16 protein-coding genes and 1 pseudogene are annotated in these 25,808 nt (G+C 62.0%); 6 read left to right on the forward strand and 11 right to left on the reverse strand.

Annotation, left to right across the window (positions count from 1 at the left end; genetic code table 11):
* Positions 1-5: 5 nt before the first annotated feature.
* Entirely contained in the window at positions 6-3,062 is a 3,057-nt protein-coding gene (locus tag BN2475_RS02525) for a peptidase domain-containing ABC transporter (RefSeq protein WP_094777992.1), read from the forward strand.
* A complete protein-coding gene (locus BN2475_RS02530) occupies positions 3,062-4,423 on the forward strand; it encodes a sigma-54 interaction domain-containing protein (protein ID WP_094778028.1) in 1,362 nt (453 codons plus the stop codon). Before BN2475_RS02525 ends, BN2475_RS02530 begins: the two co-directional genes overlap by 1 nt.
* Before the next feature lie 61 nt (positions 4,424-4,484).
* Here the strand turns inward: BN2475_RS02530 and BN2475_RS02535 are convergent, their stop codons facing one another.
* Positions 4,485-5,255, reverse strand: a complete 771-nt coding sequence (locus BN2475_RS02535; protein ID WP_094777993.1) for a PP2C family protein-serine/threonine phosphatase — start codon at positions 5,253-5,255, stop codon at positions 4,485-4,487.
* Between the two features lie 5 nt (positions 5,256-5,260).
* Positions 5,261-5,548 (reverse strand): hypothetical protein, encoded by a 288-nt coding sequence (locus BN2475_RS02540; RefSeq protein WP_094777994.1) that lies wholly within the window; start codon positions 5,546-5,548, stop codon positions 5,261-5,263.
* Positions 5,549-6,078: 530 nt separating this feature from the next.
* On the opposite strand from BN2475_RS02540, the gene BN2475_RS02545 reads away from it, so the two are divergent.
* Together BN2475_RS02545 and BN2475_RS02550 are read left to right on the forward strand one after the other, a co-directional pair.
* Complete coding sequence (locus tag BN2475_RS02545; protein WP_094778029.1) at positions 6,079-6,600, forward strand: lecithin retinol acyltransferase family protein; 522 nt, start codon at positions 6,079-6,081, stop codon at positions 6,598-6,600.
* 54 nt (positions 6,601-6,654) lie between these two features.
* Positions 6,655-6,909 (forward strand): hypothetical protein, encoded by a 255-nt coding sequence (locus tag BN2475_RS02550; protein ID WP_094777995.1) that lies wholly within the window; start codon positions 6,655-6,657, stop codon positions 6,907-6,909.
* Here BN2475_RS02550 and BN2475_RS02555 read toward each other — a convergent pair.
* Positions 6,906-7,784, reverse strand: coding sequence for a LysR family transcriptional regulator (locus tag BN2475_RS02555; protein WP_094777996.1), 879 nt, complete (start codon positions 7,782-7,784; stop codon positions 6,906-6,908). The genes BN2475_RS02550 and BN2475_RS02555 overlap by 4 nt on opposite strands.
* 99 nt (positions 7,785-7,883) lie before the next feature.
* Between BN2475_RS02555 and bla the strand changes: the two genes are divergently transcribed.
* Both bla and BN2475_RS02565 read left to right on the forward strand, forming a co-directional pair.
* Positions 7,884-8,801 (forward strand): class A beta-lactamase, encoded by a 918-nt coding sequence (gene bla / locus BN2475_RS02560; RefSeq protein ID WP_094777997.1) that lies wholly within the window; start codon positions 7,884-7,886, stop codon positions 8,799-8,801.
* A gap of 275 nt (positions 8,802-9,076) precedes the next feature.
* Positions 9,077-9,568, forward strand: a complete 492-nt coding sequence (locus BN2475_RS02565; protein ID WP_094777998.1) for a DUF4126 family protein — start codon at positions 9,077-9,079, stop codon at positions 9,566-9,568.
* Positions 9,569-9,934: 366 nt separating this feature from the next.
* On the opposite strand, the gene BN2475_RS02570 is transcribed toward BN2475_RS02565, so the two are convergent.
* The 8 genes and pseudogenes from BN2475_RS02570 to BN2475_RS34965 all read right to left on the reverse strand — a co-directional run.
* Positions 9,935-11,683 (reverse strand): ShlB/FhaC/HecB family hemolysin secretion/activation protein, encoded by a 1,749-nt coding sequence (locus BN2475_RS02570; protein WP_094777999.1) that lies wholly within the window; start codon positions 11,681-11,683, stop codon positions 9,935-9,937.
* Positions 11,684-11,776: 93 nt separating this feature from the next.
* Positions 11,777-12,115 (reverse strand): DUF6572 domain-containing protein, encoded by a 339-nt coding sequence (locus tag BN2475_RS02575; RefSeq protein WP_094778000.1) that lies wholly within the window; start codon positions 12,113-12,115, stop codon positions 11,777-11,779.
* Positions 12,116-12,480: 365 nt separating this feature from the next.
* Positions 12,481-12,783, reverse strand: a complete 303-nt coding sequence (locus tag BN2475_RS02585; RefSeq protein WP_094778002.1) for a DUF6966 domain-containing protein — start codon at positions 12,781-12,783, stop codon at positions 12,481-12,483.
* A gap of 275 nt (positions 12,784-13,058) precedes the next feature.
* Positions 13,059-22,214: a two-partner secretion domain-containing protein gene (locus BN2475_RS02590; RefSeq protein ID WP_094778003.1), complete on the reverse strand. Its 9,156-nt coding sequence runs from the start codon at positions 22,212-22,214 to the stop codon at positions 13,059-13,061.
* Positions 22,215-22,461: 247 nt separating this feature from the next.
* Positions 22,462-22,713: pseudogene (locus BN2475_RS02595) on the reverse strand (transposase); the annotation flags it as partial.
* Positions 22,714-23,018: 305 nt separating this feature from the next.
* Entirely contained in the window at positions 23,019-24,158 is a 1,140-nt protein-coding gene (locus tag BN2475_RS02600) for a porin (RefSeq protein ID WP_094778004.1), read from the reverse strand.
* 70 nt (positions 24,159-24,228) lie between these two features.
* Positions 24,229-25,476 carry a 3-(3-hydroxy-phenyl)propionate transporter MhpT gene (gene mhpT, locus BN2475_RS02605; RefSeq protein WP_094778005.1) on the reverse strand — a complete coding sequence of 416 codons (1,248 nt, stop codon included), beginning with the start codon at positions 25,474-25,476 and terminating at the stop codon, positions 24,229-24,231.
* Between the two features lie 132 nt (positions 25,477-25,608).
* Positions 25,609-25,808 (reverse strand): hypothetical protein (locus BN2475_RS34965; protein WP_218023679.1); only part of this gene is annotated, 200 nt, incomplete at its 5' end.

Genomic DNA, 25,808 nt, shown 5'->3' on the forward strand with positions numbered 1-25,808 from the left:
AGCACATGGATGCACCCCAGACCGCGCCCTCCACCGCCGAGTTTCTCGCCTCGGTGGAAATTCTCTCGCCGTTTTCGCGCGATGAGATCGAGCGTCTTGCCGACTATGCGCAGGCCCGCTTCTATTCGTTCGGCGAAACGGTCTGCTCCGCAGGGGAGGTAGCCGACGGTCTTTACGTGGTGCGCACGGGCTCGGTACGCATCTTCACGGAGGAGCACGGCAAGGAAGTCAGCGTAGGCGTGCGCAAGTCCGGCGAGATCTTCGCCGACATCGCGATGTTGCGCACGTACGTGCACGAAGCGTCGGTGCGGGCGTCCGCGAAAACCGAGTTGCTGTTCATTCCGCGCACTGCGATCGAACCCGTGATAACCGGCAACGAGGCCGCGTTGGCGTTCGTTGCGAGCTACGTGGCGATCAATTCCGCGGGCGGCTTCGTCGCGCAGCTATTTGATTTGCGCGGCAAGCTGAATAAAGCCGAACTCGAGGAATATGTGCGCAGCGTCGGCGTCAAACGGGTGGCCGCCGGCAAGGAGATTCTCAAGCAGGACGGACGCGAAGACCGGCGGCTTTACGTGGTGCGGCAAGGCTCAGTGCGCATCGTGCGGCACGAGGAAGGCCACGACTACACGCTCGCGACGCTCGGCGAAGGCGAGATCTTCGGCGAGAAAGCATGCCTGATGCGCCAGGAACAGATGGCGTCGGCCGTCGCGGCGACCGACACGCGGCTGCTGGTGATTCCGGAGCGCACGGTTCATTTCATCCTCGAACGCAATCCGAAGCTGCGCGAAGTGCTCGACGAGCGCATTCGTTACGGCGACCGCGAATTGCAGCGGCAAAAGCGGCTCGAACAGCGGCGCAAGTTGCCGTTGATGCTCGACTTGCAGAGCAAACCCGAGTTCGGCGAGAAGGTGATCAAGCGCTTCGCATTGGTCGAACAGGCCGAAGAAATGGACTGTGGTGCCGCGTGCCTCGCGATGGTGTGCCGCCACTACAGCATACCGATGACGCTCGGCAAATTGCGCGAGCTCGCCAACGTCACGACCCAGGGCGCGACACTCGACAGCCTCGCACGCGCCGGCGAATCGCTCGGCTTTACCGCACGCGGCGTGCAATGCACGTTCGATTCGTTGCGCGGCTTCGAGCTGCCGTTCATCGTGCATTGGGAGGGCTATCACTACGTCGTCGTGTACGGGCTCTCGAAGGAGTACGTGTGGGTCGCGGACCCGGCGCTCGGCTTCAGGAAATTGACCGTTGAAGATTTCGAGCGCGGCTGGAGCGGGACCTGTCTGCTGTTCACCGGCGGACCGCAGCTATTGCAGATGTCGGCGGCGCGCTCGCCGTGGATCCGCTTTGTTGGCTACCTCAAGCCGTACCGGAAGATTCTCGGCCATCTGTTTCTCGCGACCTTCGTGATTCAGGTGCTAGGCGTGATTCCACCGCTGATCATCCAGAACATTCTCGACGGCGTGATCGTGCATCAGAACGTCAGCCTGCTGCATCTGCTGATCGGCGGGCTGATCATCTCCAACGTGTTTTCGCAGTTGATGTCGACGATTCGCGCGTATCTCGCCAACTTCATGGTGCGCAACATGGACTTCGCGATGATGTCGCAGTTCTTCAGGCACACCATGTCGTTGCCGTTCTCGTTCTTCGCGAAGCGCAAGACCGGCGATATCTTCGCGCGCTTCCAGGAGAACCAGACGATCCGCGCGTTCCTCACCGAATCCACCGTCACCACTGCGCTGAACTTGCTGATGGTGTTCATCTACTTCACGATCATGTTCGTCTACAACGTGAAGATGACCCTGGTGCTGATCGCCTTCGTGATTCCGATCATGGCGCTGACCGCGTTGGCCACGCCGAAGATCAAGGCCTACGCGCGCGAAGTATTCACCGCGTCGACCGACTCGAAGTCGTTTCTGATGGAAGCGCTCGCCGGCGTGGAGACCGTCAAGGGCATGGGTATCGAACGGCCGGTGCGTTTGCGCTGGGAGAAGAAGTACGCGAAGGCGCTCGAAGTGCAGTATCGCGCACATGCGTTCAACATTCTGGTCGGGGCGGGCAGCCAGTTGCTGAACGCCGCGACCACGATCGCGATTCTGTGGGTCGGAGCGAATCTGGTGTTGGCGCGCGAACTGACGATTGGCCAGTTGATCGCGTTCAATGCGTTCATGGGCAGCGTGCTGGGTCCGTTGATGGGACTGGTCGGCTTGTGGAGCATGCTCAACGATGCGGGCGTGGCGATGGAGCGACTCGGCGATGTGCTCGACATCGAGCCCGAACAGAAGCCGCAGGATTTGCCTTCGAGGGTGATGCTGCCGGAGCTGCAAGGCGAGATCAGCCTGAGCGGCGTGTATTTCCGCTACGGCGAAAACGACTCGGCGTACGTGCTGGAGAACATCAGCTTCGACATCAAGCCTGGCGAACTGGTGGCGATCGTCGGGCGCAGCGGCTCGGGCAAGACCACGCTCGCAAAGTTGCTGGTCGGCTTCTACGCGCCGACCGAAGGAAAGATGACCATCGACGGCTACGATCTCGGCGTGGTCGACAAGGCCTATTACCGCGCGCAGATCGGCTACGTGATGCAAAGCAATCTGCTGTTCTCCGGCACGATTGCGGAGAACATCGCGAGCGGCGACGATGCGCCCGAGCGGCGCCGCATCGAAGAAGTGGCGAAGATGGCCGACGCGCACGCGTTCATCAGCAAGATGCCGCTCGGCTACGAGCAGATTGTCGGCGAACGCGGGATAGGTCTGTCCGGTGGACAGATTCAGCGGCTGTGCATTGCGCGCGCACTGTATCACGATCCACGTCTGCTCGTGTTCGACGAAGCGACCTCGGCGCTCGATTCGCAGTCGGAAAGCAATATCCTCGGCAATATGCACGACATTCTGAAAGGGCGTACGGCGGTGATCATCGCGCATCGGCTGAGCACGATCATGCGGGCGGACAAGATTCTCGTGCTGTATGAAGGCGCGATCGTCGAACAGGGCCGTCATGAAGAGTTGATTCAGCGCGGTGGCATGTACTACCAGTTGGTCCAGAAACAGTTGAGCGCATGATGATGAAGATACTCGACCAGATTGAAGAGGCCAGTCCGGCGATTTCCTATGCGGGCTTGATCGAGCGGATCGAGATACTGCGCTCGACCTTGCGCTGGTCGTCGCGGCTGGAGCGCACGGACATCGACAAGCTGCTCAGGCAGGCCACCTCGTTACGCGACGAGGTGATGCAGCTTTCGCACAAGGAGCGTTTCGTGCAGGCGGCGGTGGCCGCCGAGCCGCAACAGCCCGCCGATCAATCGCGCGCTGCGCGCAGAAAGGCGCTGCTCGAACGCAGCTTTATTTTCGAAGGGACGTTCGGCGACAATCCGCGCCTGCTCGAGTCGCTTGAAATCGCCGAAAAGGCGGCGCCGACCGACTTGCCCGTGTTGATCGACGGTGAAAGCGGCACTGGCAAGGAATTGATGGCGAAAGTGATTCATGCGAACGGCTCGCGCTCGGACAAGCCGTTCATCTCCGTGAACTGCGGCGCGATTCCTGAAAATCTGCTGGAGTCCGAACTGTTTGGACATCGCAAAGGCGCGTTTACGGGCGCTTCGAATGATCGCAAGGGAAAATTCGAAAGCGCGCATACGGGGACCATCTTTCTCGACGAAATCGGCGAGTTGCCGCTCGCCGGCCAGGTGAAACTGTTGCGCGTGCTCGAAGCGCATGAGATCCAGCGCGTGGGGTCGGACGAACCGATCGCGGTCGACACGCGCATCGTCGCGGCCACCAATCGCAATCTGCGGCAGCTCAGCGAAGAGGGCAAATTCCGCGAGGACCTGTTCTACCGGCTCAGCGTGATTCACGTCACGTTGCCGCCATTGCGCGAGCGCCGCGATGAAATACCGCTGCTGATCTCATGGTTCGGCGACGAGGCCGCCGGCACGTTAAAACGCCGTCCCGTCAGACTGACGCCGCGTTTGCGCGACTTTCTGCTGAACTACGCGTTTCCGGGCAATATTCGCGAACTGCGCAACGTAATGTATCGGGTGTCGTGTCTTGCGGGGGACATGGCGGATGTCGATCATTTGCCGCTGGACATGCGGCCGGCGGCGCCGGGCTCGGCGGCTGCAGCGGGCGGCGCGAGCGCGACCGGTCAGGAGCCGATCAGCGTGGCCAATCTGATGTCGCTGAGCGACGCCAAACGGGCCGCCAGTGACGATGCCGAGAAAGCCTTTCTGGAACGTGGTCTGCGCGAAGTGAGCGGCACTGTCGCCGAACTCGCGCGGCGCATCGACATGAACCGCTCGCATCTGCAAATGCTGTTGAAGAAGCACGGCTTGCATTCGAAGGATTTCCGCAATCGCAATGTGCAAGCCGCGAACCGCAATGGCACCGACGAACGCGAGCGCGACGAAGAAGACGGCGAGACATGAATTCGAGCCCGGGTCCAGGTCCAGGCACGCGCCCCACTCCGAGCCCTATCTGACGGCGCCGTCAGGGCGACGGATTGAGCAGGGTTTTGTCGGACGCATTCGGGTCTTCTGCTTGCACGACCACCGCAGTGATATTGTCGCGGCCGCCGCGTGCGAGTGCCAGCTCGACCAGTTCCTCGGACGCCTTCTCGCGCTGCGGCGAGGTCAACACCGAGACTATCTCGTCATCGCTGAGTTCGTTGCTCAGGCCGTCGCTGCATAGCAGGAACACATCGCCATCGGCGACTTCGATCACATCGTCGTCGAGTTCGAGCAGATCGGTCGCCCCCACCGCACGCGTGATCATATGCTGCGCCGGATGATGGCGCGCTTCTTCATCGGTGATCACGCCGAGCGATTTGAGCTGTTCCACCTGACTGTGATCGCGCGTGAGTTGCCGCAAGCGTCCTTCGCGATACAGATAGATGCGGCTGTCGCCCGCCCACAGATAACCGCAGAAGCGATCGCACGCGAGCAGCGCCACCACCGTGCTGCCGATGCGCTGCACCTGACGGCGCGCGGCTTCGTCGCGCAGTTGACGGTTGGCGGTCTGCAGGCGCGCACGCGCGTCGGCAATCAGCGTCTTCATGCTGACGGGCGCCGCGAGCCGGCTCAGCGCGTCGATCACCAGACGGCTCGCCAGATCGCCGACCGCATGTCCGCCCATGCCGTCGGCGACGGCCCAGCGCCCGGGTTCGGGCTGGTCGAGGCAGGCATCTTCGTTGATTTCGCGGACGCGGCCGACGTCGGAGCGAGCGGACGACGTCCAGCGAAATTGGCTCGCACAGGTCACAACGGCTACACCGTATCGTTTCTACTGCGCGCGTCGGGAGAGACGCTGATGTTCGAGTTCGCGCCGGTGTTGCGGACGTCGACGGACTGGAACTGATTGATCATCTGGTTAGCATAGAAGTTGTTGGACACCTCGTACAGGTTGACGACAGGTCCAATACTCGGGGTCTCGCGCACATAGGGCTGAATCCAGCCATACACCCACGGCGCGCCACCGCCGCCGCGAATGGCTGCCATCGCTTTACGGTCGAGAGCGAGGTTCAGCGAGAGGTCGTTCACTGTAATGCAGGACATGGTGTTCTCCGAATGGCCGCGTAGGCAACGCGCGAGGTTTAAAGTGATTTGCATCTGATGGGGCAAGTGGTATGCCAATTCGCGGCACGGCGGCGGGCTTCGTCGTAATGCTTTGATTGCACGGCGATTCCGTGCGTTTGCGCACGAAAGGCGGTGTCATCCGCGTTCGCATAGGTCGGCTTGCAGCCAACAAGCTCGAGCGCGAAGCGATGTGAGACCCAACACATTCAACCGGTTTCACCAGCTTCACGAGATTCTTCACGAGACTCGCTGAAACGCGCTTGGCCAACCCTTCGCAGCACTCTTCACAACGCCCTTCCCAACACCCGCAACCGGTGCCCGCCGACGCCCCGAAAAGAGCGTTGCCCGCCAACACATCGACTCGAATTCTGTCGGCTCACGGCTGACATCTGCTTCGTCAAAACTCCCTCGTTCGAGCGCCAGGCCTTATGAATAAAGGCTTTGCCGCGCATGGTCCGGATCATGCAGCAGCACTCGCAACAGTGTTGGAAATCGAAACGAGGCCAGCCATGAACACCCACCTCCTTCAGACGAGCAACGCAGCCAGCGAATGCAACGCCTGCAATGACGCATTCCACGCCACAGGGTCCACGATCGACCTGCCGATCGGTGCTCATCTCGTCACGCAACGCAATGGCTATGAACACCACGGCATCTATGTGGGCAATGGCCGCGTGGTTCACTACGCTGGCTTTGCGAGTTCCGCGCATCGCGGCCCGGTCGAGGAAGTGGAGTTGAGCCGCTTCGCCGCCGGTCATCCGCTGTCGGTCCGCGCGACCCCGAGCGCGCGCTACGCCGGCGACGAAGCCGTGCTTCGCGCCCGTTCCCGCCTCGGCGAAAACCACTACCGCCTGCTGACCAACAACTGCGAACACTTCTGCGCATGGTGCCTGCTCGGCGAGAGCCGCAGCGAACAGGTGCATTGCTGCTTGCGCCATCCGCGTGCCGGTATGCGTGCGCTGGTGTGTCTGGTGAAGGCTTTCGTCGAAAGCGGTGTAAGGCATGGCGGGGTCGCCGCGCAATTGGCGTGAACGCATAGCGCCGAACCCAGCGTTTCAAACGTCACAGGATTCAAGGAGAGCATCATGGTTGCCGCCGAAAAAACCCTGCACTGGGCCGTCGACAAATGGCTCGCCCCGACCCCGTCGATGCCCGCGCGTGTTGTCGAGTTTTGTCACCGCGCATCGCAGCGGCAATGCTATGTCTGCGTGGAAGCCATGCGTCCAGGCGGCTTGCTGTCGATCTTCTTCTTTCGCCACGACGATGGCTCGTGGAATGTGTTCCCGCCGCAAGCCGAGCGACCCGCGATGAACGGTCATCGCCGCGCGGCGCTTTGTTAGCCTTGCCGCGACTCAGCCGCTTCCTTGACGAGCCACTGACTGAATAGCAGCATCGCCGGTGTCATCGGCTTGCCCTTCAGGCAAGTCAACCAGTAGCTGCCGGCGTGAACTTCCACATCGAATGGGCGCACGAGGCGCCCCGTGTCGATCTCATGATCGAACATCAGCGCAGGTGCGAGCGCGATACCCGCGCCCTGCATCGCCGCCTCCACCATCAGCCGCGACGAATCGAACACCGGTCCGCGAACCGGCCGCGGCGCAATGCCAGCGGCGTTGAACCAGTTCATCCAGTCGTCGGCGCGATACGAACGCAGCAGGGTTTCGTTGGCGAGATCGTCGGGCTGCGTCAGACGCGCGGCGATCTCCGGCGTGCAGAGCAGCGCGAGCGGTGCGTCGAGCAGACGGGTGGCGAGTGAACCGGGCCAGGTGCCGTCGCCGAAGCGGATCGCGAAGTCCAGGCCCTCGGTGGCGAGATCGACGAGATTGTTGTGGGTCAGTAGCCGCAGTTCGACGAACGGATGCGCGTCGCGAAACGACTTGAGCCGCGGCATCAGCCAGCCCACCGCGAACGTGCCGACCACGCCGACCGTCAACACCTCGTGAAAGTGTCCGCCGTCGAATCGTTTTAGCACCGCTTCGATGCGATCGAATGCATCGCTGAGCACCGGGCGCAGCGCGAGGCCTTCATCGGTCATCGCGAGGCCGCGCGGCAGACGTTTGAAGAGCGCGGTGCCGAGCCGCTCTTCGAGGGCTCGGACCTGCTGGCTGACGGCGGCCTGGGTGACGTTCAGTTCGAGGGCGGCGCGCGTGAAGCTCAGATGCCGCGCGGACGATTCGAACGCGCGCAGCGCATTCAGCGGAAGATACGGTCTCATGGCACACGCATAAGATTTTCTTGTGAGTCGGCTAACTTATCATCGTTTGTCAGCGGCTGCTGGAAAACCGATAGTTGCGGCTTCACACAAGGAGCAGCGATGGTCACAAGACGGAAGTTCGCGGGTGCGATGCTGGGCGTTTCGATAGCTGGGATTGCGCCCGGCAGTGCTGGCGCATTCGTGAGGACCGTGCAGGGGCGTGAACTGGCCAACCCGGATGCGATCCGTCGGCGGCTCGCGCAGATCGAAGCGGAGAGCGGCGGCCGGCTGGGGGTGTCGATCGTCGATACGACGTCCAGTCTGCACGCCGGCTGGCGCGCGGACGAGCGCTTCCCGATGTGCAGTACCTTCAAGCTGCTGGCGGTGGGCGCCGTGCTGACTCGCGTCGATCACGGCGCGGAAGACCTGCAGCGGCGCGTCGTGTTTTCGCTGAACGGCATCGTGCCGAATTCGCCGGCTACCAGCCGGCACGCCCGCGAACTGACCGGCGACACGGGCATGAGCATCGCCGAGTTGTGCAAGGCGGCGCTCACGCTCAGCGACAACGCCGCGGCCAATCTGCTGCTGGCGAGCTTCGGCGGTCCGGCGGCGTTGACCGCGTTCGCGCGCAGCCTCGGCGATGGCATCACGCGTCTGGACCGTATCGAGCCGACGCTGAACGAGGCAACTCCTGGCGATCCGCGCGACACCACTACGCCCAACGCGATGCTCGGCAATCTGCGCGCGCTCGTGCTGGGCGAGCAACTCTCGTCGGCGTCGCGTGCGCAGCTGCTGGGGTGGCTCGCGGACAACCAGACCGGCGGCGCGCGGCTTCGCGCGAAGCTGCCGAACGATTGGCGCGTCGGCGATAAAACCGGCACCGGCGAGCACGGCACCGCCAACGATATCGCGATCCTGTGGCCGCCCGGGCGGGGTCCGGTGCTGGTGACGGTCTATCTCACCGGCACGGACGGCGACGCGGCGCGCAGCAACGCGGCGATCGCGAACGTCGGCGCGCTGGTGGTCGAGTCGGTGTGACGGATACGCTGACCCGGCGCTGATCCGGCTCGCATGCATCGCATCGGCGCCGATGCCGGCAGCGGTCGTCGCCAGGATTTTGCCAGTCGAATTGTGCGACACTAGGGTCACACCGAAAGGGGGCAACCGCACCGGCATCGGCGGATCGCCTCGCGAAAGATGCGGTGAGAAGTTGCATGTCCAGGTGAATTGCTCGACACGTTCTGCCGACGTTCGTCCAGGTAAGCCGTCGGCTTGTGCAACCGTGCATCATTGCCCTCGATTCGGAGTCCACCATGTCCGTGTATGTCCTGGCATTGCTAATCGGCGTCGTCGCCGGCCTGCGCGCGATGACCGCCCCGGCGGCCGTCAGTTGGGCGGCGCATATCGGATGGTTGCCGCTGGCAGGCACGTCGCTGGCGTTCCTCGGCTTCAAGGCCACACCGTACATTTTCACCGTGCTGGCGGTGATCGAACTGATCACGGATCAACTTCCCGAAACACCAAGCCGCAAGGTGCCGATGCAATTCGGCGCGCGCATCGTGCTGGGCGCATTGAGCGGTGCGGCGATCGCTGGTGCGCATGGTGGGTTGGCGGGCGGTTCGATTGTCGGCGTGCTCGGCGGGGTGGTCGGGGTGGCGGGCGCGGTGCTCGGCACGCTCGGCGGGGCCAAGGTGCGAAGCGTATTGGCGCGTACATTTGGACGGGACGCTCCGGCGGCGCTGATCGAAGACGTGGTGGCGATCCTCGGAGCGGCGTTGATCGTGGTGTCGATGCACGGCTTTTGAGGCGATCGCGCTAGTGGGAATGCAGGGAGGTGCGTGAAGCGTTTCGCTGCATCTGCGCCACAAATTGGCGAACGCCAACGTGCCTACTGCGATCCCGAAGAAGGCAACTGGAATCGCACCATCCTTGCTGTTCATCACCGATCCCTCCGAAAGTTGCGACGCCTCGACGGCTCGGCCAGCGACGCGCCGTGATGAAGCTCGGCGCGTGCTGGCGCTGGACCGGCTCCGACTCAGCGACATTCAGCCAGCTTCAACTGCACACAAAGCTGCTCGCCGCATTGACGTCGCCGCCCTGACCGGGCGGGCGTAAAAGGATGGCGGCGAAAAAACAGTGCCGCCATCCCGAGGCAAGCGGAAGATCGCGTTTCAGAACTGCGCAGTCATCTGGAAACCCAGTGTGACGCTTGACGCCGGAAAACCGGGCGGCGCGTAGATCGGTGCCCCGATGAATACGTCATAGGCGTACGTACCGAGGCGGGTCGGCGCGCCTCCGCGCAGGCCGAGTACCGCGCCCGCGAGCTGTGTGCCCGCCAGATTCGCGGCGAACGGCCCCCACAGACGACCATAGTCCATGCCTGCATAGACCGACTGGCCCGTCCCGCCAAGCGCCATCTGCAATTCGTTGCGCCAGTAGAAACCTTTTTCTGCCGCGAGCATTGTCTGACCGCTGAAACCGCGCACCGTGTAGCGGCTGCCGATAGTCAGGTCATCGATGTAGTTCAGCTCGTCGTTGGTGAACTGCCCGTGTACGGTTCCCACATAACGCAGCGACTGGCCTGCCACGTTGAACGGCACCGAGAGGTTTGCGTCGAGCGTTGCCATGTGGAAGCGGTACGTCGGGCCGCCCGGCGTATCGGGCTGCGCGCCGAACCAGCCGATACCCTGGCGGTAGGCAAGCGTTCCGTCGAACTGCGCCGCGCCGAAGTAATGCCGGTTGGTCAGGCCCGCCTCGATGAACGTGTTGTTGCGTTGCTGCTGCGGAATCTCGGCGCCTTGCAGGAAGCTCTCCCCGAAGCGCCTGACAAGCTGGAACTCGACACCGGAAACATCGTTCTGGCTGCGATGAAAGACGCGTTCGAGCTTCAGGCCCGCTGTCTGTGCATTGCCGCTCGCGACAGATACACCGTTGACCGCTGCAATCGGCTGAAAATAGGTGTTCGTGTAGCCGTACAGCGTGCCGGTCCAGTAGCCCCACGGCACCGAGTACGAGGCATTCCAGCCGTGCGTGCCGAGGTCGTGATTGCCGAACTGCAAGTCCTGGTTGAAGCCCGCTGAGAGAATGTCATTGAGGCCCATGAGGTTATACAGGCCAAGCGTCACGTTGCCGATGTAGCGGCCCGTTTCGTTTGTGCCGGAGTTGTCGGCCGATATGGCAAGCGACCACGGTTTGGAACGCTGTACGGTAATCATCACGTCGCTTTCTCCGGGCGTGTCGCCGGGGACGATCTGCATGGTCGCGTCCTGGTTCGGTACGCGCTTCATCTGTTCCAGTCCCTGTTCGAGGTCGCGAAGTTGGAGCACGTCGCCATCGCGCGTGGGAAACGCCGTCTTCCACGTGCCGCGCGTGGATGCGTCAGCGAACTTCAGATGACGGATAACGCCCGGTACAAAGGCAAATCTGAGCGTTCCTGTCGACAGGTCCTGCGTCCGCAGCATCACGCGCGTGGTGATATAGCCCTCGCTGAGAATCGCGTGCTGCACGCCTTTCACAAGCACATCGAGGCCCTTCTGGCCGACGCATTGGCCCCGGTAGTGGTCGAGCCATTCGCGAGCGAACGCGAAGCGGTCCTGCGGCAGCGCAGATGCGCCTTGCGCACGGACCGCCTCGGATAGCGTTGGCGGGACGTCCAGCGCGAAGGTATCGATGCGAAAGCAAGGCGTTTCGCTTGGCAGTTCGGGCCAGCCTTCGTTCGCAGGTACGGTCGAGCGCACAACGGGCGCGGCGACGGTTGCCGCGCGCTGCTGTGCGTCGCGCTGCTGCTGCACCTGTTGGTTCTGTTCGGCGTTTGCGCGTGCCGCTGCTGCGGTGTCGGCTGGCGTCGGGGTCTGCTGTGCGGAGGCGAACGATACCGCGGCTGTGAGCGGCAAAGCCGCCAGCCTTGTTCTGATTTTCATTGTTGAATTTGTCCATGATGACGGTGTTCGCACACATCGCGAACCCACCTAAAACCGAATTCACTTATGGTCAATCGTCACGCACCAGATGTCTTATCGTGGGGTGAGTACTCTGTACAACAAATCGAAACCTGCCGTCTGAACGATCGACTTTGCCTGTTCGAAGAATCGGCCCCCCGAAACGGACAGGGAATACTTGGCGACAAGTTCAATTTCACATTTGGCACCGTGCGCATCGGGATAGGTTTGATAAAACTCACCGCTCTCGATGAATCGGAGGTAAGCGTTGAGCTTTTCTTGGAATAGCCAAAGGTGCTCCTTTTCTTCCTCAGGAGTGTCCCATCCCAGATGATCGGAAATGGCAAGACGTACGACCTTTTTTTCAGGATCGAGGCCGACGACATCAACCACATTCGTTTCGGCAATTGACACTTACTTAGCTCCTGTCGTCGAAGTTCGTCGGACGATGTTGACAACGCGCAGCACCGGCCATTCCCCTGCCAATGGCGCAGCCGAGCGCACAACGGGCGCGGCGACCGTCGCGGCGCGTTGCGGCGCATCGCGTTGCTGCTGCACCTGCTGGTTCTGCTCGGCGTTTGTGCGCGCTGCGGCTGCGACATCCGGCGGCGTTTGTGCGTTTGACGCCAGTGATACTAGGGCTGTGAGTGGCAGGGCCGCCAGCCTTCTTTGGATTTTCATACGGCTACAAGTTGAAACGCCGGACCCAATTGAATGGGCCGGCACAAAGTTGCTTTACGGCGACTTGATTTCGATAGTTCTCGCGCCAGCCTAGATTTCTAATCCCGAGTTAACGCGTAGAGACGTTCGCGCAAGGCGTCGAATTCGTTGTTTTCATATTTCAAAACTTTCCCGTCTCTATGCAAAACAATGTCGTTTAGCGAGCCCATTCCGCCGTACATCCTTCTAATTTCAGGGCGAATGGCTGGATATCCCTCATCTGATCTTTCCGCAATTTGAGTAAGCATGCGTGCCCAGTCCCGCAAGCCGCTTGATTGCAAAAGCTCGCTCATTCGAATCAGCACATCGCGAATCTCGTTGAATGTATCTATCCCGCTGGAGGCGGCTTGCAAGAGGTTCAAAGTTCATCTATCGCTTTGGAAATGAAAGTCCAACTTCATCCTCGTCACAGATGAATCCGTCTTCTGCCCGGTTATGCGGAGTCCTCTCCGAAGACCAGTAGCGCAACGATGGGACTTTCGTCTGTATTTCACGCAATACGTCGGCCGTAAGCGGGCGAGACATATGCACGACCTGCTTTACCTTACTCCATCCAGTTGAAATTTCCTGAATCGAATTATCGGAATTTGCCGCAATCTGCACTGCACGATCGATGTGCTGACAATAAATTTTCATTTCACTTCCCCAAATTTACCTTGTCAATCAAGTTTAACTGGCTTTGAAAGTTTTTTATGAAGAACTGAGTAGCGCCTCCAGAACCCAGCGCAGGGTTCGCACTTACCGTTCCGGCGGGAACATTGATATCGCTAGTCACTTGATAGACACCCATTTGTGGACGATAACCAAATTCAGGATGCGGACTCACCTGCAAGCTTTGGAACAAAGAAGTTTTGCTATATCCAGAATCGATAAGAGCTTGTTCGGTAGTGTAATATGCAGATTGCCCCGGAAGACCACCATATACGAGACTTCCCGCCGGTAAGGTCTGCGTTGCCCACTGATCCGCTGCGTAGCCCCATTGAACTTGATCAGAACGGGCCAAGAATACATCGAAGTTGGAAGAAGAGCGTGCCGCCTGACTATCAGCAATATTGTTAAGTACACTAGTACGAACGGCAGATGAACCACCTTCGACAGCCGCTTCAACAGTAGACGAAACTGCTTTACTTTCGCCCGCAGTGAGCACGCCCATTGCCGCATCAGCAACGGAGCCGACCGCAAGAGCTGCACCCATTCCATAGTTGCCATTGGCGAATGCCGTTTGCGCCTGATCGGCCATCTGCTTGCCGGGCACAAGGTTCAGGGCTGCCTGTCCAAAATCCTTTGCGTACTGGAGCGCTTTGTCCAAAGCTTGGCTGCCCGTGCCGCCCGTGCCATTGGCATTCGTCGTATCACGGTTATAGAGGTCCGCATTCGACGCCGTGAATGCGCCCGCAGTGCCCCCGACCAGCGCACCACTGAGACCCGCCAGCACATTCGACACGGTGTTGCCGACCGTCATGGAACCCGTTGCGCCACCAATCGAATCAGCCACACTGTTCAGCTTGCCCGGCAGCGTTGCCGACACGCCCGCACCCGCCGCCCCGCCGACCGTACTGAACACACTGCCTCCGCCAAGACCTCCGATCAGCGCACCACCCACGACGTGCAGGCCAACACGATTGGTACCGCCTTCGGCCCAGGAATCGGCCTCTGCTTGGTACTGTGCAGCGAGATCAGTGTTGTCCGCTGCCTTCGCCGCGTCGGCCTGATCCTGTGCCGCTTTTTGTTGCGCGTTAGCGTAAGCGCCTATGCCCTGGGCCACGACCTGGCCCGCCGCCTGCGCGGCCTGCATCGTGTCGGCCTGCTGCGAGAGGAGGTTGTTCACATCGGGCGTCGCCGACACCGTACCGTTGGTGTTAGTCGTATCGCGGCTCAGGGTTGATACGTCCTGCGTCTGCGCGGCCTGGTTTGTGATGTTGATCGAGCCCGCGCTGATCGCGCTGCGCGTGGTCGCGCTCGAATCACCGCTTTCGTTCTGCGAGATCGTCGGCGAGACACCGCCCGTACCGCTTACCGAGCCGGGTCCGAGAGCCTTGCCGGTATTGCCAACGCCTACGCCTGCGCTAATGCCGTTACTCGTCGCGTCGTAATGCGACTGGTTCTGGATATCGCTGTAGGTCAGCGTGCCGGTGGTCAGGCTGTTCTGCGACGGATCGGCCGTACTCGAAATTACCGCGCCCGTCAGGTTCGTATTGCCCTTGACGTTGACATCGAAGCCGCCGCTGCCTGCCTGAATCCCCGCCTGTTCGTTGACCTGCGCGTAGTTCGAATCGGCGTGCCCGTTCTGCGCGCTGAAGCTCGCGCTACCGCCGCCCTGGCTGATGCTGAAACCGCCGCCGGCGCTGCTCTGATGCGCGGTGCTGACGGTCGTATCCTGCACACTCTCGATGTTCAGGTTGCCGCCAACATTCGCCGTTACCTGGCCGCCGCTAACCTGCGAGCCGATGATATTGGTATCGCCGCCCGAAACGACGGTAACGCTGTTCGCGCCGCTTACATGTGAGGCGTTCTGGATCGCGGCATCGCTGTTCGCATCGCCGTGCGCGTTGGACATTGACGCCGAGACGCCGAAACCCTGCGTGCCATACGACACACCGACGCTCGCGCTACTCGATTTATTCGTGCTGGCGGTCGTATCCGTGTTCGTGGTGTTGACGATGTTCACCTGATTCTTCGCGGCGAGCACTACGTCGTTCGCGCTCACGTCCGAACCGGCGATTGTCAGGTTGCCGCTGCCGGGCGTGCCATCGCCGGTTGCGACGAAAGCCGCGGTGCCGCCCGCCTGAACGTTCGAACCCTTCTGCGTCGTCTGATCCTCGGTGAACGTATTTTTGCTCTGGTTGCTCCCGAAACTCAGTTGCACGCCGATGCTTGGATTCTGTCCGCCCAGCGAGCCGCCCATGAGACCCGCTCCCGCGATTGCCGAATCGCCCACCGCTGCAATCGCATGCAGCGCCTCGGCGCGTCCGTTGCTGTTGCCGCTCGCGAGCGCCTGGCCCTGCGATACCGCGCCGTTGATCGCATCGCCCACGCTGCCCGACAGGCCGAGCGTGAAACCGCTCTGCTTCGTTTCCTGGGTGTCGTCGTGGTGCGAGGTACTGGTGGCCGCATCAATGATCACGTTGGCCGCCGTGCCAGTGACATTCTGCGCTGCCACGAGATCGCTGCCCGTGACGTGCAGGGTGTTGCCCGCCTGGATCGTGAGGTTGCCGTTCGTGCTGCCCACGAGACTGCCGTTGTTCGTCACGCTGCTGTCGTGCGTCGTCTCCTGCGTGTCGCTGGTGCCGTAGTTGAGGCTCACTCCACCACCGCTCATCGCGCCAAAGCCCGACTTCTTTTCCTCGTAGGACGAACTGCTCTGACTCGTATCCTGCGTCGTGGTGATGTTCACGTCATGCACGGCGCTCAGTGATACATCGTGCGTCCCGACGATCGTGCTGCCCGCGACGTTGATGTCCTTGCCGCTCGTGATCGACACGCCGTCTGCCGAAATCATGCTGCCCTGCGAAAGCGTCGTCGTCGTATTGCTCGAACTCGATACCTCCTTGCCGCTTACCACATTGCTATGGCTATGCTGCTCCTGCGAATTGTCGACATAGGTGGCCGTGGCCGCGCCGATGTTGACGTTGTTCGCTGCCGCGAGCGTTGCCGTCCCCTGGTCGAGGTTGATCGTGCTACCGGTGAGGTTGATATCGTGGCCCGATGCGACGGTCAGCGAATTGCCGGAATTGAGCGTCGTCGCCGTCAGCGTATCGGCGGAGGTGTGCAGCGACGCCGAGTAGCTGCCGTGACTGTCGCTGCCCGAGCTGTTGCTGTCGACGGTCGAGGTCGCCTTCGCCGCCTGGAGCGTGACGTCGCCCTTCGCCACAACCGTCCCGCCGCCACCGAGGTTGATATTGGCGCCGGTCGCCGTCAGGTTGCCGCCCACGCCGATCTGCGAGACGCCGCCGACATTCACGGAACTGCCGGTCGTCCGGTTCAGACTGGTATCCGACACCCCGTTCGCGCCCGCGACCACCTTGTGTTCGCCGGTCTGCACCGAACCGAGATCGTAGTTGCCGCCCACGGCCATGCCGAGATTTCCGCCGACATTCAGGTTGCCGCCGTTCTGCTCGAAGTTGCCACCCGTCACGATCGCCGCGTTACCCGTCACGTTCAGGTTCGCGATAGGGCCGAGTGTCGTCGTGGTCCGTGTCGCGCCCGTCGCGCTGACCTGGTTCACGGTATTCGCCGCGGTATTCAGCAGCAGGTCGCCACCCGCGTTCAGCGCGAGGCTCCCGGCGTTCACGGTGGCCGAGGTCAGGTTGACATTGCCCGTCGTCGCCAGCGACATGAGGCCGCCGCTTTGCAACGTACCGAACGCGTTGTTGATCTGCTGGCCCTGAATCGAGAGCGTATTGCCCGCCTGTACCGTACCGCTGTTATTGAAGGTCTGCGCGTTCTGCAAATCGATGTCGGTCGCCGCGATCAGCGGCCCGTTCATGTTCTGCTGGCTGGCCTTCGCGAGATAGACGACCGGCACCAGCACGGACTGCCCGTCCACGACTTCCGTCTGCATGATGATCACGTTGCTGGTGAGTGCCGCCACCTGGTCAGGTGACAGGCTCATGCCGAGAGGGAGGTCCAGCGACTGCGCGAGCGACGCGCCCGCCGCCAGCAGTGCTTCATACATCGACTGGACGTCGGTGTAAGGGCCGAGTACGGCCTTGCCGGTCAGCGAGGTAATCTCGTTCTGCACGAGCTGCTGCTCGTACAGGCCGTCGCCGAGGCGCTTTTCCACGCTCTGCGGATTCAGGCCGAGCTGCTGGAGATAGTAGTCGCTTGAGATAAACGATTTCTGGCTGGTAAAGGCCGGGTTCGTCTCGATCAGATACGGCGCGTTCGGCGCGGTATCCGGTCTGAACAGGCCCCCCTGGGGAATCGTCAGGTTGCTCAGGACATTGACCGCCGTCGCGCTCGCGATGACAGGATTAACGGGCCCCGAACCACTGTTGACTGACGCAGTTCCCCCCTTCGAACCACCCGCGTTGCCACTAACCCCGCCGACGCTCACGCCGCCTGGCGACTGGCCGGGGACAAGACCGAGCGAAGGGACGCCCGCATTACCCGCCGTATTGTTGATATTGACGCCCGTGCCGGAAAGCGTGCCGCCCGCGACGAAGCTCGACTCGTAGCTCGGCAGTGCGTAAGAGCGGATATCGGCGGGCGCTGCCTGGTAGCCGCCCGGATTGGAGCCGACAAACGGCGCATTGCCGAACGGCAGGGTCCAGTCTGCAATGCTATGGTCATAGTTCGTGTAGTGATAGTACCCGGAGTACGTCACCTGCACTTCAGGCGCGGCCTGGCCCTGCCAGCTATTCTGGTCGAGCGTGATGGGCGCGGCAATGTTGCCGACTGCTGCTACCGCACTCCATTGGTTCTGGAACAGCCCCACTTTCGACGCGTCCAGGTTGCCGCCCGCAATGATCTGCGCCTGTGGGCTGATGGAGGCAATCAGGTTCGCCACCGCCACACCCGTGTAGGTCGTGTACTGGTAGCCGCTATTCCACTGGCCACCGTTCGGAGGCACCGTGTACACACCGCCGATCATCGTGAGGAAAGCCGGGTTATTCGGGGTGGTCCAGCCGACATTCGGATTACCTGCGGAGCAGGCGGTCATGTCGATCGCGGTACACCCGGACAGGCTGATGCCGAACTGTGTGATCAGGGCTGGATCGACGGCCTGATTCAGACCTGTCGTGGTCATCGTCGTCCGCGTATTCGTGACCTGACTGGCGTCGAGCGTCATGTCGCCCGCCGACTGGATCAGCGCCGACTGGTTGCGGATAAGGTTCGCGTTCGTATAGTTGCCATTCGCATCCTTGCCGCCCGCCAGCACGACCTTGCCGAGACCATAAATCGCGGTCGTCGCCTGCGTATCGGTCATCGTGGTGTCGTCGCGGTTCTCGATATCGGGCGCGAGCAGTTCGAGCAGGCCTTTACTGTCCGTCGCACCGATCAGCGCGGTCGGCCCGACATTCGTGATCGATTGCGCGGCGTTGAGCGAGACGCTGCCGCCAACTATTGCGCCGGTGTTCTCCAGCGTGTTCGAGTGCGTGGTGAGCGTGCCGCCCGCCATCATCGAGCCGCTGTTTTCGATATCGCTCGCGTTGACGTTCAGATTATCGACCGCCTGGAGCGTGCCGGAATTGCTGAACGTGCCGGGCAGCGTAAAGGTCAGGTCGTGACCGGCGCTGAATTGCAGATCCGGGGTGGGCGCGAAGTTGCCCTGAACGTTCACCGCCACATCGTTGGTGGCGCTGTATGCACCGCCCCCCGTCAGTGCCGCTGCATTCAGAGTGAGGTCATGCGTCGCGCCGATCTGCCCGTTCGTGTTCGTAATTGCGCCAGTCGTCGTGATGGCAACGTCGCCGGTCGAACCCGCGAAACTGCCGATCTTGCCGCCGCTGTTGTCGACGGTATCCGCCTGAACCGCGACGCTCGCGCCGCTCAGTTGGCCGCCCTGCGTATTGGAGAGCGATGACGTGTCAACGGCCACATTACCGTTACCCGTCATCGCGCCGCCACTGTTGATGATCTGGCTGCCACCCTGTACGGTCGTATTTCCCGTACCGAGGTTACTGACGAGACCTCCCGTGTTGTCGATGGATGCAGCCTGAATGGCGAGCGTACTCGCATCGCCCGCCGCGCCCGTACCCGACTGGATCTGTCCGTTCGTATTCGCCAGCGCGCCGCCGCTCGCGAGCGACAGGGACGCAAGTGACCGTATCGCCCCCTGTGTATTGTTGATATTGCCCGCGACGTTCGCCGCGATATTGCCCTGCGCAGCGAGTACGCCAGTCGCGTTGTTCAGGCTCCCGGCCTGCGCCACGAGCTGGCCGGCAGCGATGATCTTCCCGCCTACGTTTGAGAAGGAACCCGAACCGCGCCCCGAAGGAAGTCCCCCTGGGGGATTGCCCGGCGCAATAGTCAGGGTCCCCGTTCCGGCTGCGAGGATCGTACCGCCATCGTTGTCGAGGGTGGCCGGGGCGAGCGTCAGGTCCGTACTGTTCGTCTGGATCGTGCCGCCGTTCGAGTTATCGAGCGTGTTACTGACGTTGACGCTCATCGGCGACGCGCCGTACTGCGTGATTGTGCCGCCGTGATTCAGAAGGTCGGTTGCGGACAGCGCAAGCTGGTTCGCCTGAATGGTGCCGCCGCTGTTATCGAGCGTCGAGCCGATTGCGAGCGCCAGATGCGGCGCGACGATCGAGCCACCGTTATTGGTCAACGACCCGCTTTGGATCGTTTCGGTCGAGGCCGCGCCGATCTGACCGCCATTATTGGCCAGCGACCCGCTCACGAGGCCCAGCTCTGTATTGGAAAGCAGCTTGCCGTTCGTATTATCGAGAGCGTTTCCGACGGTTGCCGTCAGGCCGGTCTGGCCGAGTACCAGACCCGCCGCATTGCCAAACGTACCGGCCTGGGCGACGACCTGCCCGTTGCTCTGGATGGTGCCACCGGCGTTCGAGATCGCCCCCGCGCCGCTGCCCGCATCAAGCGTCAGTGTGCCCGTACCCGCATGAACAATCTTTCCGCCGTCGTTGTCGAGTGTAGCCGGGGCGAGCGTCAGGTCCGTGCTGTTCGTCTGGAGCGTGCCGCCCGCCGAATTGTCGAGCGTGCCCGATACTGCGACATTCATCGGCCCGCTACCCGTCTGCGTAATCGTCCCTGCGTGATTGACGAGGTTGGTCGCGTTGAGCGATACCTGCGCGGCCTGCGTCGTTCCCGAGCTGTTGTCGAGCGTGGTCGCGCTCTCCGTCACCGTCTGACCTGCCGCAATCGATCCGCCGCTATTGGTCAGATGCGAACCGGCATTCACCGTCGTGTTGCCCGATGCGTCGAGCGAGCCGCCGCTATTGTCGACCGATTGCCCGGTGACCTGGAGGTTCGTCTGCGCCGACACCGTGCCGTGATTGGCGATGGTGCTGCCCTGAAGCGTAACCGCACCATTGCCGCCGATGACGCCGCCCTGCGCGCCGGTTGCGGTCGTGCCTGCCGCATTCACCAGCCGGCCCGTCGTCGTGACCGAAAGGCCGTCGCTGTTCAGTGACGTAATGCGGCCCGCAGTATTGTCGAGCGACACCCCGGCGACCGACAGACCGGCAGCGCTCTGAATCGTCCCCTGGTTGTTCGCGATGGCACCGCCACTTACCTGCATCGCGCCCTGCGAGACAATCGATCCACCCTGATTGGTGAGCTGGCCGGACGCCTGCGCGACGAGCGGGCCTTGTGCCGAAATGTCACCGCCCTGGTTCGACAGGTTGCCCGCGTTAAGCGTTACGCCGCCCCCCGTCAGCGAGCCGTTGTCGTTATCAAGCGTACCCGTGGCATTCGCTACGACCGAGCCGCCTGCGCTCGTCGTTGCGCCCACCAGGTTCAGATCGCCCGCGTTTGCTGTCAGCGATACGTTACCGTTCGCCGCCGTCTCGCTACCCGCGAGATTGACGCCGCTGCCCGAGAGAGACGCATTGCCGCCCGCGACGTTCTCGCCGGTCGCGTTGAGCTGCCCGGTCGCGGAGACATTGAGATTGCCCGAGTTACCGACCGAGCCATCGTTGTTCACGCCTGCGCCGAGGGTACCGGTTGAAGCGACGGCCCCGGCATTGACCGCAGTGTTTTGTTGCGCGGCAAGCGTACCGTTATTCGTCAGCATGCCTGACGAACCAATGGTCGTGTTCTGCTGCGCGTAGATGGTGCCGCTGTTGGCGACGCCCGCTGCATTGATGCCGATATTGCCGCTCGCCTTCATCGTGCCGGTCTGCACAAGCTGGCCGGAACTCGTGAGCGTCAGGTCGCCTGCCTGTGCGGCGATGGTGCCAGCGTTCGCAACACCAACCCCGTTCTCCGTCCCGACCAGGATGATGCGGCCACTGTACATGCCACCCAGTTGCGACACGTCGATGGACACACCGGGCGCAGCGCCATTCCCCGCGATGGGTGTCGGATTCAGGCTCGCATAGTCGATGCTGTTCGAACCGGTGACGACATGCAGCGTATTGCCGTAAATCGCTGCATTGGCTTGCACCGCACGGGACAATAAATCAACCTCATCGATATTCAAGGCGTTCAGGCCCGCACCCTGTACGGTAATCAGGCCGCCCGTCACGTTGAAGCCGGTAAGATTGCCGCTGCCGTCGATAATCGGGTTACCGGTGGTGAGGATGCCTCTCGACGTGTTGATGAAGCCGCCACCGTCCACGACCAGGCCCGAGGAATTGGCGATCACGACAGCGGCAGCTTTCTGGCCCGCAACCTCGACATAACCTCTTAACAGCGATGGATTATTGCTGTTGACCTGGTTGACGATAATCTTCGCGGCATCGTTCGGCCCGAAATTCGGATTACCGTTAATCTGTCCGGCTAACTGTGTGCCGGTGATAAGGGGCGAGTTGTTGAGGATCGCGCCTCTGGGCGATACGTCGAACTGTGAGTACGTGTTGAGCGAGACGCCGCCAGAGGACGGCTTCGTGATGTTCACCTGGGGCAGACCGTTTGCTGTACTGATGACATTCGGTGCATGCGCGCCCGATGGGACAATCTGCGCATCAGAAAGGACGGGCGCGAGGCCGCACAGCGCGAGCACGGCAAAAGCCGTGTGACGCATCGCGAACAGTGTGATGGAGCGCCGTACGGTTAATGAACGGGTTTCGCCCTGATTTGCGTTGCCGTGGGCGATGGCGGTTTCTGCGACGGCGACGAGCATACCCCGTAACCGGCTATAAACCAGCCGGAACGTATTCTTGTTCATTTTTTACGTAGCGTGTTTTTCTTGGACCTCCGTAAAATATCCCTGATAGGCGTTTGAGTTAGTGAATGAATGTCAAGGAACGAGACATAACAACAAAATCGCAAGAAACGGATATGTCTGATAGACGTCGAGGGGAAACCATGCAGGCATATTGAGAACGGACAGACAGCCGTTTCTTACGAGCGGCGGTTTAAAGAAAAAGGCGGGAAAAAGCGAACTGACCCGTAAAGTTGGACAGTTTTTTCGGCTAGGCCGCAGAGGGCTGGGTTCTGTACATCACGGGACTCAGCCCTTTCAATTTCGGCTTGATGCGTTTGTGGTTGTAGTAGTGAATGTAATGTTTGATGCCGGCCTTCAGTGCGTCGAGGTTCTCGAACCTGTTCAGGCGGAAGAACTCCGACTCGAGTGTGCCAAAGAAGCTTTCCATCGCTGCGTTGTCGTGGCAGTTTGCCTTACGCGACATACTCTGGGTCAGTCCACGTTGATCGAGCATCCTTCGCCCCGAAGATGAAGAGGTCTACTTTCTCGTGCGTCACATTCCTGAAATTGTCGACCGCTTCCTCGCCCCAATCCTTGACAAGGAGCTGATAGTACGCAGGCGTCCAATCACCCGCCGCTCCCCCGACCCGGGGACCTCGAAAGAGAGCTAACCCCACCGTCAAGGGGACGTCTTATGGCAGATCGCAAGCCACCCCTTTCGTCGAACGGTGAGCGTCCGCTAATGGGCTCGGAGTCCCGCTACGTCGATAACCGCAACGGGTCGGTGACAGCCGATCACGACAGGCTGTCACACGCCAGCAAGCCCTAGAACGAATGACGCATGCCGACCATCACGCCGGTCTGGCCAGTACCCGCCGCCGGTGTGGTGCCGCCGCCACCGCCGCTGACCGAGTAGCGTGCCTTCGCGCTGTTGCCGAGATACGAGCCTTGCGCGTAGACGGCGGTGCGCTTGGACAGCAGATAGGTGGTGCGCAGCGTGCCCATTGTGGCGCGCGTGTCGTGCTCGTGATTGTTGATGTGATAGACCTCGCCATCGACGATAAACGCGGGCGTCACGAAATACGACGCGCCGACGAAGTACAGATTCGAACGCACGTCGGTGCGCGTGGCCGCGGCCGGATCGACGCGACGGTTGAGCCAGCCCGCGCCGAGCTTGAATTTGCCGAGGTTGGCGTAGGCGCTCACATGGGTGCGGATGTCCTTGTCGGCGGCGTCGATGAGCGGAGTCGGCGCGATGCCATCGAAGAAATTCGCCGCGGCGGTACTGCCGCCGCGCTGCTCTTCATATGACGCGGCGACACCGAACAACGGCGCGTCATACTTCAGCATTACCGACCAGTTGCGGCACTCGGTCGGGTGACCGGCCACGGAGCCGGCGCAGGTGCCCTGGCCCGGCGAGTTGCCGGTGCCGGCCGCGTCACGCCCGAACGAGTAGTTCGCGCCGAGCGTCACGCCCGCGTAGCTGCCGAGGTAGCTGACCGAGTTGTCGGCGCGGGCGTTCGGCACATAGGCGTCGAGCGAACCCAGGCCATAGATGTCCGGGCCGATTATGTCCGCGCCCTGCAGCGCGAGGTACGTCATCGTGTACTGGCGTCCGAACGTGAGCGTGCCATACGGGCTCTTCATGCCGACGAACGCCTGGCGGCCGAACAGGCGGCCGCCCTGACCGGAGTCGCCGGCACGCAGGTTGAAGCCGCTTTCCAGCGTGAAAACAGCGCTATAGCCGCCGCCTAAGTCTTCGTTGCCGCGCAGCCCCCAGCGCGAGGGCAGCTCGCCGGTGACGCCCGGCATGCGGAACACGCTCTTGCCCGCGGCGTTCGCGTGCGAAACGTATTCGATGCCGGTGTCGACGATGCCGTACAGGGTCACGCTCGATTGAGCTGCTGCTGCGCCGCTGACGGCGCACAGTGCGCCGCAGAGCAGAAGGCGTGCGGATACTTGCATGAAAGGTGTCTCCAGGCCGTTGATTGAGTGTGTGTTGTTGTTGGTTTTTTGATGCGGATGATGCGGACGCTCACTCGTCGGCGCGCGGGCGGCGCAGCAGCAGCAACGCCGCCGCGGCTGCGATCACCGTGACCGGAATGCTCGCGCCGATCACGGTCGACGAGCTGCGGCCCATCGCCAGCAATTGCGCGGCGGCCAACGGCCCGACCACCGAGCCGATGCGCCCCACGGCGACCGCTGCGCCGACCCCGGTGCCGCGCATCGCGGTCGGATAGAACGCGGCGGACAGCGCATACAGTACCGATTGCCCGCCGACCACGAACATCCCCGCGAAGAAGGCCGCGATCGTGAGGGCGGTCAAGCCGGGCGCCAGCGAGAGCGCCGCGAGCGAAGCGATGATTCCGACATACATGCCGGCCACCACCACGCCCGAGCGCATGCGATCCATCAGCATGCCGATACACAACGCGCCGATCCCGCCGCCCACGTTGAAGAAGATCTGCACCGAGCCGACCTGGGCACGCGTCAGACCGCTTGCCGCCATCAACGAAGGCAGCCAGTTGAGCAGGAAGTAAAGGACGATCAGCGTGCAGAAGTAGCTGATCCAGATCTGCACGGTGGACAGGCCGCGTGCGCCGCCGAACAGCACTTCGCCGACCGGCGCGGGCCTTGCCTGGCCGTCGTGCGAAGCTTTCGCGAATGCCTTCGAATCCGCCAGAAACACGAGCAGCAGCGGCACCAGCACCAGCGGACCCGCGCCGCCGACGTAGAAGATGTGACGCCAGTCGGCGTCGCCTGCGCTCAGCACGCCGATCACCGAAGCGATCGCGCCGCCGAACGGAATGCCGCAATACATCACGCTGACGGCAGTGCTGCGCGAACGCGGCTCCACCGCTTCGGACGACAACGCGATCAGGTTGGGCAGCGCACCGCCCAGGCCGATGCCGGTCAGCACGCGCACGATCACCAGGGTATGAAAGTCGCTCGCGAGCGCGGTCATGATCGACAGCAGGCCGAACAGGCAGGCGGAAATCACCAGCACGCGCTTGCGGCCGATCCGGTCGGCGAGCCGTCCGCCGACCATTGCACCCGGCAGCAGACCGAAGGTGCCGGCGCTGAACGCCAGTCCCATCTGTCCGACCGACAGGCCGAACTCGCGCGCCATGCGCGGCGCGGCCACGCCGACCGACTGCAGGTCGAGCCCTTCGAGCAGGGCGATCGCAAAACACAGGCCGAGTGTGACGGCGGCGGCGGTACGCCCGGGCGTCGCCGTGACCGCAGCGCTTTGCGTGGAGGAGAAGGTTCCGGCTCTTTTCACATTAGTAATCCTTATTAAATTGCGTGGCTTTCCGGTTTCGATACAGAACAGCAGATGCCGGTTCTACGCGCAGCGCGTGCAGGGGCCGGGCCGCCCGGGTCGCCGGACGGCCTTGGCAAAGCGGGATTCAGATCAGCGTCCAGGTCGTGATGGAACGCTCAGGCGAACTACGCCGCGCGGCGCATCGGGTCGATGTCCGCGTGCCTGCGTGGTGGCCTCGTAGCGATGCAGCGCGTTTTCACACGCTGCATCGTGGAGTGGATTTAATATCAGGTAGGCTGATAACACAAGCGCAAATCGGTCGGTGAAAACACCTAGGGAAACGCTGATTA

The organism is Paraburkholderia ribeironis (assembly GCF_900019265.1).
Lineage (GTDB): Bacteria > Pseudomonadota > Gammaproteobacteria > Burkholderiales > Burkholderiaceae > Paraburkholderia > Paraburkholderia ribeironis.